9 protein-coding genes are annotated in these 10,431 nt (G+C 65.1%); 5 read left to right on the top strand and 4 right to left on the bottom strand.

The genetic code is table 11. The features are described 5' to 3' along the window. Positions 1–740 (bottom strand): PLP-dependent aminotransferase family protein (locus VFG49_RS13810; protein ID WP_324861449.1); only part of this gene is annotated, 740 nt, incomplete at its 3' end. A 169-nt stretch (positions 741–909) separates the two neighbouring features. On the opposite strand from VFG49_RS13810, the gene VFG49_RS13805 reads away from it, so the two are divergent. The 5 genes from VFG49_RS13805 to VFG49_RS13785 all read left to right on the top strand — a co-directional run bounded on the left by VFG49_RS13805 (position 910) and on the right by VFG49_RS13785 (position 5,444). Then, positions 910–1,905 carry a transporter gene (locus VFG49_RS13805; protein ID WP_324861447.1) on the top strand — a complete coding sequence of 332 codons (996 nt, stop codon included), beginning with the start codon at positions 910–912 and terminating at the stop codon, positions 1,903–1,905. 12 nt (positions 1,906–1,917) lie between these two features. Then, positions 1,918–2,667 (top strand): methyltransferase, encoded by a 750-nt coding sequence (locus tag VFG49_RS13800; RefSeq protein ID WP_324861445.1) that lies wholly within the window; start codon positions 1,918–1,920, stop codon positions 2,665–2,667. A 45-nt stretch (positions 2,668–2,712) separates the two neighbouring features. Further along, the gene (locus VFG49_RS13795) at positions 2,713–3,180 is read left to right on the top strand and encodes a cupin domain-containing protein (RefSeq protein WP_324861443.1); all 468 of its coding nucleotides are present in this window, start codon (positions 2,713–2,715) and stop codon (positions 3,178–3,180) included. A 68-nt stretch (positions 3,181–3,248) separates the two neighbouring features. Continuing rightward, positions 3,249–4,895: an acyl-CoA dehydrogenase family protein gene (locus VFG49_RS13790; RefSeq protein WP_324861441.1), complete on the top strand. Its 1,647-nt coding sequence runs from the start codon at positions 3,249–3,251 to the stop codon at positions 4,893–4,895. Between the two features lie 57 nt (positions 4,896–4,952). Beyond that, entirely contained in the window at positions 4,953–5,444 is a 492-nt protein-coding gene (locus VFG49_RS13785; RefSeq protein ID WP_324861439.1) for an asparaginase domain-containing protein, read from the top strand. A 70-nt stretch (positions 5,445–5,514) separates the two neighbouring features. On the opposite strand, the gene VFG49_RS13780 is transcribed toward VFG49_RS13785, so the two are convergent. The 3 genes from VFG49_RS13780 to VFG49_RS13770 all read right to left on the bottom strand — a co-directional run bounded on the left by VFG49_RS13780 (position 5,515) and on the right by VFG49_RS13770 (position 10,314). Continuing rightward, positions 5,515–8,172, bottom strand: coding sequence for a protease pro-enzyme activation domain-containing protein (locus VFG49_RS13780; RefSeq protein ID WP_324861438.1), 2,658 nt, complete (start codon positions 8,170–8,172; stop codon positions 5,515–5,517). Between the two features lie 732 nt (positions 8,173–8,904). Continuing rightward, positions 8,905–10,020: a polyphosphate kinase 2 gene (ppk2, locus tag VFG49_RS13775; RefSeq protein WP_324861436.1), complete on the bottom strand. Its 1,116-nt coding sequence runs from the start codon at positions 10,018–10,020 to the stop codon at positions 8,905–8,907. Positions 10,021–10,095: 75 nt separating this feature from the next. Next, positions 10,096–10,314, bottom strand: coding sequence for a YdcH family protein (locus VFG49_RS13770; RefSeq protein ID WP_324861434.1), 219 nt, complete (start codon positions 10,312–10,314; stop codon positions 10,096–10,098). Positions 10,315–10,431 lie beyond the last annotated feature (117 nt).

The following is a 10,431-nucleotide window of genomic DNA, read 5'->3' as shown; positions in this document are numbered from 1 at the left end:
GGCACCGGCACCATCTGCACGCCCGCGGCGCGAAACGCCTGATGCGCGCCGGGATAGCCGGGGTCTTCCATCCACACCCGGTCGCCGTCATCCAGCAGCACGTGCGCGCAGATCTGCAAGGCCTGCTGCGATCCCGTGGTGATCAGCACCTGCGAAGCATCGCAACGCACGGCACGCGATACGCCGACATAATCGGCCACGGCCTCGCGCAACGGGCCATGGCCCGCCGGATCGCCATAGCTCATCGTTTCCATGTCCAGCGCCCGCGCATGGCGGTTGAGCAGGCGCGCCCACACCGCCGTGGGAAAGCGGTCCAGGGCCGGCAGACCCACGCGGAACGCGCCGAGATTGTCGAGCCAGGTCTGCTCCGGGCCTTCCAGTTGCGCACTGCGACGGGCGATGCGCCGCGAGGTGGCGGATGGCAGCCCCGGCGTTGTCGCCCGGCTGCGCCGCACCGCCGGGACGCCGCTGGGAATGGCCCGCGCCACGCGGGTGCCCGAGCCCGTAAAGGTTTCCAGGTATCCCTCGGCAAGCAGCTGGTCGTAGGCGCTGAGCACCGGAATACGCGAAATCCGCAGCTCTCCGGCAAGGTTGCGCGAGGAAGGCACGCGCTGCCCGGGTCGCAGATGGCCATCGAGAATGGCCCGGCGGAACCAGTCGGAAAGCTGCTGGTACATCGGGGTGCCCGACGCCGGGTCCACCGCGACCGGTGGCAGGAAACTCGCGCTTGCACGGGTCATCGCAATCTCCGGATGGCGCCCGCAGGGCCTCGCCGTGTCTTCTCTGGGGCCATCTCCGAAAGGCACTGCCATGGGCCCAAAGTGGTCATATCGAATCTTAGCAAAGTGGATATTCCAGCCGACCGCTCCCGGACATAGCGTGGCGCCTGTCCCGTCCATGGAAGTTCTCGTGAAGGCCCATCGCCCGGTCCCCGCCCTGCTCCGCCTGGTCGTCTTCGCGCTGCTGTGTCTGCTGGATTCGCTCCCGCTGTCGGCAACCCCACTGCCTGCGTCGGAAGAGGTCTACCAGCAGTCGCGCGAAGACGCCTGGTGGACAGGTCCGATGATGGCGAACTCTCCCGAGACAGGTTCACCCGGTCACGTGCTGGCCGAGCCCTACCTGTACGATGTGCGCACCCCGAACGCCAACAGCTACGGTTCGCGCACCTACCTGGTGTATGGCCTGGCCAACAATTTCAGCATCGGGATCATTCCCGTGTTCGGCTACAACCGCGTCGACGGCGGCGCGAACAGCAGTGGCATCGGGCTGGGCGATTTCACCCTGCAGGCGCAATACCAGTTCACCCACTTCCACGAGGGCAGCTGGGTGCCGAGCACGGCCCTGATGATCCAGGAGACCTTGCCCACCGGCGACTACGACCACCTCGGCAGCCGCCCCGCCGACGGCATGGGCAGCGGTGTGTACACCACTACGCTGGGCTTCAATGCGCAGACCTACGTGTGGCTGCGCAACGGCCGCATCCTGCGCCTGCGCCTCAACCTCACGGCATCGTGGTCGGGCAGCACGAAGGTGCACGGCGTGAGCGTGTACGGCACCGGCAACACGTTCTCCGGGCAGGCGCGACCCGGCAACAGCTACGGCATCGACGTCGCCGCGGAATACAGCCTCACGCGCCGCTGGGTGCTGGCAATGGATGGGTTGTACAACCACAACGGCAACACGCGCGTCACCGGTGCCGACACCATCGATCCGTTCGGCGGCCCGCCCTTGCCGCGCAACCTGCACATGAACTCGGGCACCAGCGATTACTGGGGCGTCGCACCGGCCGTCGAATACAACTGGACGCCGAATATCGGCGTGCTGCTTGGTACCCGCGTGATCTTCGGCGGTCATCGCACGCCCTCATCCATCACGCCGGCGATTGCCCTCAACGTCGTCCACTAGGGGAACGCCACCATGCGTCGCTGCACACTCATGCTGATGACCGCTGGCCTAGCCTTCGCGCTTGCCAGTCATGCGCAGGTTCCCTCCGGCGTCACCGCGGCCATCGCCGACAGCCATCGACCTGCCGAGGACCGCGCGCAGGATGCCGATCGCCACGTTGCCGACGTGCTGGCCTTTGCGAACGTGCGACCCGGCGACAGGGTCGTCGACCTCATGCCGGGCACGGGCTACTACACGCGTCTTTTCAGCACGCTGGTCGGCCCCCGCGGCAAGGTCTATGCGCTGCAACCGGCGGAGATGGACAAGGCCGCGCCCAAGGGACTGCAAAGTCTGCGCGGCTTCGCTGGCCAGCCGCCCTATGACAACGTGGCGGTACTGCTGCAGCCGGTGGCGTCGATGTCGTTGCCGGAGAAGGTCGACCTGGTCTGGACCTCGCAGAACTATCACGACCTCCATGATCCCTTCATGGGCTCGCCCGACATGGCGAAGCTCGATCGCATGCTGCTCGATGCGCTTCGTCCAGGCGGCACGCTGATCGTGCTGGACCATGCCGCCGCGCCAGGCACCGGCGTCGCCCACACGGACGACCTGCATCGCATCGACCCGGCGGTCGTGAAGGCGGAGCTCGCCGCCGCGGGCTTCCGCCTCGACGGCGAAAGCGATGCGTTGCGCAATCCTGATGACCCGCATACGGCGGGCCTGCGCGATCCGTCCGTGCGCGGCCACACCGACCGCTTCATCCTGCGCTTCGTCAAACCCTGAGCCGGTCGCGATACGCTTGGGTGACCGCCACCCGGGAGTCTCGCGATGGGCACACCCAAGCAGCTGCTCAAGGCCGCCGACATCGAGGCCATGACGACGGTCGTCAATGTTCATCCGCTCAATCCCAACGGCATCCGGCATCGCAAGTCACTGGGCGACGCCACTGGCCTCAGCCAGATCGGCGTGCACCGCATCGAACTGATGCCGGGCCACGACTCCAGCGAATACCACCGCCATCTGTACGAGGAAGAATGCGTCTACGTGCTGTCGGGCGAAGGCACGGCGCTCATCGACGACATGCCGCACGCGGTCGGCCCCGGCGATTTCCTCGGCTTCGCGCACAACGGACCCGCGCACGTGCTGACAAACCACGGCAGCGAGCCGCTGGTATTGCTGGTGATGGGCCAGCGTCTCGCGCAGGACGTGTGCGACTACCCGCATCGGCAGCTGCGCCTGTACGTCAACGGCGAGCAGGAAGACCTGGTCGATTTCGGCGCGATCCGCCCGGGCTGAGTTCACCTCGACCGGGCGCCGACAGCGCCGCCCCTATACTCGATCGACCGATCCGACGAGGGCCGACCATGGGTTTCGTGCAAGATCCGCCGCAACTGACGCATCCGTACCGGGAAGATCGCCTGTTCCGCGCCATGCTCGATCGCGCCTTGCCGCCCGCGCGTCGCGCCGCCATCGACGCTGACCTGCAGGCACTGGGCGACTACGCGCAAATGGAGTGGCAGCGCGCATGCACCAGCACCCGCCGCAAGCCGGTGCTTACGCAGTGGGATGCCTGGGGCAATCGCGTGGATCGCATCGAGCTCACGCAGGCGTGGCAGGAAGGCCCGCACATCACCACGCGCCATGCCGTGCTCGCCGCCGGCCACGAGGCGAACGAGCACTCGCGGCTGGAGGAATTCGCACGCGTGTTCCTCTATCACGTGGCGAGCGAGTTCTACAGCTGCCCACTGGCCATGACCGACGGCGCGGCGACCGCGCTCAAGGCGTCGCGCAACCAGGCACTGCTGGATCGCGCGCTACCCCATCTGCTCAGCCGCGATGCCGGCAGCTTCTGGCTCAGCGGCCAATGGATGACCGAGAACACCGGCGGCTCGGACGTGGGCAACACCGAAACGATCGCGCGCCAGGACGCCGATGGACAATGGCGCTTGCACGGCCGCAAATGGTTCAGCTCCGCCGTGGTCGGCGAGATGGCGCTCGCGCTCGCCCGCCCCGAGGGCGCGGGCCAAGGTCCTGCCGCGCTGGCGTTGTTCTACGTGGAAACGATGGACGGCGAGCGGCGCAAGCCCGAACTCATCATCGACCGGCTCAAGGACAAGCTCGGCACGCACGAACTTCCGACGGCGGAAATCCACCTCGACGGCTTGCCCGCGTGGCCACTGGGCGAACTGGCCAACGGCGTGCGCCAGGTGGCGCCGATGCTCAACATCACGCGCACCTGGAACGCCGTCGGCGCCACCGCCAGCATGGCGCGCGCACTGTCGCTTGCGCGCGACTACGCCACGCGGCGTCACGCCTTTGGCCATCCACTGATCGAACAACCGTTGCATGCGCAGACGCTGGCTGACATGCAGGCAGAGTACGAAGCGGCGTTCGCGCTCACTTTCGAGGTGGCGCATTTGCTGGGCCGCGTCGAACACGGCGCATCCCACCCGCATGAAGCCGGATTGCTGCGCCTGCTCACGCCGCTGGCCAAGCTGTGGACCGGCAAGATGGCCGTGAAGCTGTGCTCCGAGGCGCTGGAATGCTTCGGCGGCGCGGGCTACATCGAGGACACGGGCCTGCCCCAGCTTTTGCGCGACGCGCAGGTCTATGCGATCTGGGAAGGCACCACCAACGTGCTGTCGCTCGACAGCCTGCGCGCCCTGGCCGGCGACCAGTTCACCGCGCTGCGCACCGCCATTGAGGGCTGGCTGGCCGACAGCATCGACGCCCACGCACGCCGGGAGATCCATCGCGCGCTGGACGAGTCGGCGGCCTGCCTGGAACGCCATGCGGGCCGACGCGACGCATTGGAAGCCGGTGCGCGCGGCCTGGCCATCACGCTGGCGCGCTGCGCGGCCGCGGCGCTGCTGGCACGCCATGACACGTGGTCCGCGCCCAAGGGCGGCGCGCGCTCAGGGGCAGCCCTGCGACGCTTCGTGGCCCATGGCCTGTCACGACTGGGGACCACCGATGCGACCGACACTGCCCTACTGCTGGGGCCCCACTGAGCAGCGCGCGGCGGCAGCGGCTAAAATGCACGTCTCCCCATCTTGTGACCATCGACCATGCAGCATCTGACCATCGTCACCACCGGCGGCACCATCGACAAGATCTACTTCGACGACAAGTCGGACTACAAGATCGGCTCGCCGCAGATCGGCGACATCCTCGGCCAGCTCGGCGTGGCCTTCCAGTTCGATGTGATCCCGATCCTGCGCAAAGACAGCCTGCACATGACCGATGAGGACCGTGCGCTGGTGCGCTCCGCCATCGAGGCGCAGCCGCATCGCCACGTACTGGTCACGCACGGCACCGACACCATGGTCGAGACCGCGCAGGAGCTGGCCAGCCTCAAGGGCAAGGTGATCGTGCTTACCGGCGCGTTGAACCCCGCGCGCTTCCAGGGCTCCGATGCCGTGTTCAACATCGGCTGCGCCGTGGCCGCCGTGCAGACGCTGCCCGATGGCGTCTACATCACCATGAACGGCCGCGTGTGGGATCCGTCCAAGGTACGCAAGAACCGCGAGGCGAATCGCTTCGAGGAAAGCAACGGCTAGGCTCGGCTGCTTCCGGAAAAAAGAAAGGCCCGGTCAGCGATGACCGGGCCTTTTTGCTTGCCATGAAAACTTACTGCACGTTCAAGGCCGCATCGTCCAGCACGAACGAGGTCTGCAGCGAGGAGTCCTCGGTGCCGGTGAACTTGATCGTCACCGTTTGCCCGATATACGCGCTGAGGTCGAAGCTGCGCTGCGCATAACCTGACGCCGCGTTGAGGTTCGAATACGTCGCCAGTGTCTTCAACACCGTGCCGCTGCTGTTGAGCACCTGCACGGTCAGCTTGTCGTACGCACTCGTCTTGCTCGTTTCCGCCGTGTCGATGTGCAGGTAGAACGACAGCGTCGCCGAACTCTTGCCGCTCGGGATCGTCACCTTCTGCGAAACCGTATCGGTGTGCGTCCGGCCATAGCCATCCATCCACGCAAACCAGCTGCCGCCGTGGGCCGTCTCGCCACTGCAGCTGCTGTTGCTGCACAGCACGCTGGCGCTCATCGTCCACGGGCTGGCTGTGCCGGTCTCGAAGCCCGGGTTCACCAGCAGTTGCGACGGCGAGCCGGTGGACGACACCGTCACCGACGACGTCTTGCTCGAGGTCTTGCCGCTGGTGCCGTCCGTCACGGTCTCGGACACGCTGTAGGTGCCCGCGGCCGCATACGTATGGCTCGGGCTGGTGGCCGTGGACGTGCCGCCATCGCCGAAGGTCCACGAGTGCGACGAGATGCTGCCGCCGCTGTCGGTGGAGCTGTCGGTGAAAGTCGCCGTGAGTCCGCTGGTGACGAAGCTGAAGTTCGCCGTCGGCGTGCCGCCCGTGCCGCCACCACCGCCCCAATACTGCGTGACATAGCTGTTGAACTTGGCGATGTCCAGGCTGCCCCAGCCGGTGGAGTTGTCGTAGCCAGCCTTGGCAGCGTAGCCGTAGCCGTTGTAGCCGTTGTTACCCGAAGTGACGTCGTGCAGCGGCGAGGCATCCGACGGGAAGTGCGCGTACATGTTCTGTGTCGGCAGGCCCAGCGTGTTGCTGTTGGCCGAGAGGATGCGCGCCCAGATACCGACGAAGATCGGCGAGGCCAGGCTGGTGCCGCCGATCTGGTAGGTCTGTCCCTGGATGATGATGTTCGCGCCAGTGGCCGACGCGGCGTCGAACGCCACGTCAGGCACCTGGCGCTTGGTCACCGATGAACCCAGCGCCGTGGTCTGCCATGCCGGCGCCGCCTCGTACAGGCTGACGCCACCGCCCGTGGCCCACAGGCGCTTGTTGTTGTCGCCGTTGGATGAATCCACGGCGGCGAGGCCTTCATTCCACACCGTCTCCCCGCTCCAGGTGGTGCCCGTGGTGCTCAGCGTGGTGCCGCCCACCGCCACCACGTTCGGCGACGAGGCCGGCTCGCTCACCGAGTAATGGCTGAGGGAAATCTCCACCGTGCCCGCCGAATTGGTGACATAGCCCGGCGCGCCTTCCACCGGATCGCTGGACCACTGGTAGACGCCCGCGTCGCCCGAAGCGATCGAGAACGTCTGGCCCTGCGCGACCGCCTGCGCAAAGATGCGGTCGTCCGCCGCCTGCGTGCCCGAGCTGTTAGCGGCCGATTCGTCCTCGCCCAGCGACACGTTGATCACCTTGGCCACGTTGTCGGTGACGGCGCGGTTGTACGCGGCGGTGATGGCTGCATCGGTGAGGCAACTGTCGTTGGAGCAGTTGGGCGCCGAGTAGAACACCAGCGTGCCGACGCCACCGGAGGTGCCGACGATGGTCTGGCTGTCCAGGTTCCACTCGCCGTCGCCGTCTGGGTCATCCGCATAGCTGTTGCTGCCGGTCTTCACCACCTGCGTGGTGACCGTGCTCATGCCAGCCTTGGTGGTAAAGCTCTTGAGGTCGGTGATGGTCTGGGTCATGTCGCCCCAGGTGACGATGCCGACCGTGGTGTTGGATGCCGTCGGTGTGCTGCCCGCGTCGTAGATCGCGGGGAAATCGCTGGGACTGTGCGAAACCTGGCTAGCGGCCGCCAGCACATTGGCGTGATTCGCGCCGCCGCCGGGAGCGGGACCGACGATGTGATGCATGGTGTGTGGCACATTGAGGTTCTGCAGACCCAGCACCGAGTCGATGATGCCGCCCAGGGCCTGTGGCACCTGCACGGCCGAATCGTTGGCGATGCGCTGCTTGCCGCCGAACGCGAAGGTGCGCATGGTGGTGCGGAACGCCGCGCTCACCGTATTCGCATTGCCATCGGCCGACACCAGCAGATTGTTGCCCGACACCTGCACGTTGGTGAAGCCCGACTGGCGCAGATGCGCGGTGACTTGCGCGACCTCGGCGTCGGTGGGCGAATAGCGCGCCTTGAACTGCGCTGGCGTCAGGAAATGGTGGTACTGCTGGCTCGCCGGATCGTTGACGGCATGCAGGAACGCCTCAAGCTCATCCACGTTGTGCAGGTTGAGGCTTACCTCCACATGCACCGGCTTGCTCGCTTCCAACGGCGACACCGTCGCGGCGTCCACGGTGGGCGCGCCGTGCATGCTCAGCGTCCAGGTGGCATGCGCGGCTGCGGCTGCGGCAGTGGCGGCGGGGGCGGGCTCGGAAGTCCGCGTCATCGCCGCCTGGGTGCGAACGCCCACCCATCCGTCACTTCCAGCCGCATGTACCGATCCGGCCATCGCGAATGCCACGGCCATTGGCAGCAGCGCCTTGCGAAAAGCCTTTCCCCGCAAATCGATAGAAACAGTCATTCTTGTCTCCTTGACATTTTTTGAGGACAAAACCGCCCTGTGCAGCGCGTACGCGCCGCATGAGCTCTGTTTGCCGTGCAGGCACGGCCTCAACACGGGTGACTGTCTTGCGATCCGATGCGCGCCGGGACTTGTCTTCCCCCTGCCATTCCATGGAACGGCATGCCCTGGCAGTGACTTGCTGGCGACGCGCAGCCATCGAATGGGTTGCCCGCCGCCAAGGACCATCCGTCAACCCTCCCATCGACGGATTTATTGACGCTAATCAAGAAAATTCGAAGCGTCAATGACGGTAAATCCGGCGAATAATCGGGAACTGACATGTAAATTAATGCGAATAACGCAGTATGAAACGCCATTTCCTGCGTTGCTTGCGCGCGCCTTGCAGAAACTACCAAGTACAGGATCGCCGCATAATTCGCGGCAATTCATCGTCTTATGACATCTGGTTATTTTGCGACCAAGCGCTCGGTTTTTTCGGGAAGCCCCGTCCAGGGTGATTTAGCTCGATCTCAAATCTCGAGCCGGGCAATCCCATCGAAGCGACAGGTGCCGGCAGGCAAAGCGAAAATACTTGCGCCGCCTTCCCTCAACAAAAGCGTGTCGCGTTGACAAATATAAATTGAAACTAAATCCAGCCACTGATTCGAGCGGATTCGCCATGCGCCGCAGGCACAAAAAAGCCCGCGGCATTCCCGCCGCAGGCCTGGAAACAGCAGCGCCAGCCGCTCGCTAACCGAACAACGCACGTCCCACGATCAAGGGATCGGCAAGCCCGATCACCTGGCTGTCGCGCCGCGTATAGGAAAGGCGGTTGAGCACGTGGCGCATGGCATTGATTCGCGCCCGCTTCTTGCAGTCCGAGCGAATCACGATCCATGGCGAGTCGGCCGTATCCGTGTGCGCAAACATCGCCTCCTTCGCTTGCGTGTATGCGTCCCATTTGTCCAACGATGCAAGGTCGACCGGACTGAGTTTCCATTGCTTGAGCGGATGCAGCTTGCGCTCGTCGAATCGGCGACGCTGCTCAGCCTGGCTCACCGAGAACCAGAACTTGAACAAATGGATGCCGCTGCTCACCAGGTGCCGTTCGAACTCGGGCACCTGGCGCATGAAGTCGTCGTATTCACGGGCCTCGCAGAAACCCATCACATGCTCGACGCCCGCCCGGTTGTACCAGCTGCGGTCGAACAGCACGATTTCGCCCGCCGTCGGCAGATGCTGGATGTAGCGCTGGAAATACCACTGGCCGCGCTCGGCCTCGGTGGGCTTCTCCAACGCCACGACACGGGCGCCGCGCGGATTGAGATGCTCCATGAAGCGCTTGATGGCGCCGCCCTTGCCCGCAGCGTCGCGTCCTTCGAACAGGATCACCACGCGCTGGCCCGTTTCGCGCACCCATGACTGCAGCTTCAACAGCTCGACCTGGAGCCGGTACTTCTGCTTCTCGTAATTGCGACGGGACATCTTGTGCCGGTACGGATATTCACCCTTGCGCCAACCCGGTGCGAGCTCGTCATCGGGATGGCGACGGGTCGTGCCATTGCGCAGGCCCGGATCCCCTTCCAGCACTAGACTGCGCAGCCGTTCGGCGTCGTCCGGCGAAAGACCATCCATCATGGTTTTCACACTGTCGAACAGCGAGCCGGCGTCCTGAGTCGCCGCTTCTTCGAACACGTCCCGCACGCCTTCGGCAAGCGACGCCTGGGCAGAGGCCATGGCATGCGCAATGGTCGAACGTTCGTTGTTTGCCGCGATTCGGGCGGCGGATTCCTGGGAAAGATCGGATTCGACCATGGCCTGGTCGGGCGATGCGCCGGGAACGACATCGATGGTGGCAGACGACATGGCGTCATCCTTGGCAGAGCAACGGAAGGAAAGGCGCCACGAGCGTGGCGCGAGGGAATGCAATCGAGCGCGCGCTCAGGAGACCGACGCGCGGGTCAGGATGACGTAGAGCCGATCCTTGAGCAGCAGCTTCTCTTTCTTGAGCTGCTCGATCGCCATATCCGCGGCGGGAGCGATGCCCGACTCCATGTTCTTGATCTCCTGATCCAATTCGTTGTGACGATGGAACAGGCGGGAAAAATGCGGATCGCGGGCTTTCAGCTCGGTGATCAGGTCGCGGGACTCGGGAAACATGTGCTCTCCATGACTTGGGTCAGACTGCGTTGCGCAGTCTGTCGCCATGGGGAGATAGCGGTTTTGACGTACATCAGGGCAACACGATCGTGCGTGCCCTAGGCGCGCACTCAGTGC

The sequence above is a fragment of the Dyella sp. genome, from assembly GCF_035685885.1.
Classification (GTDB): Bacteria; Pseudomonadota; Gammaproteobacteria; order Xanthomonadales; family Rhodanobacteraceae; genus Dyella.
The sequence above is the reverse complement of the archived record's forward strand: the minus strand, read 5'-3'. Positions and strand labels throughout refer to the sequence as shown.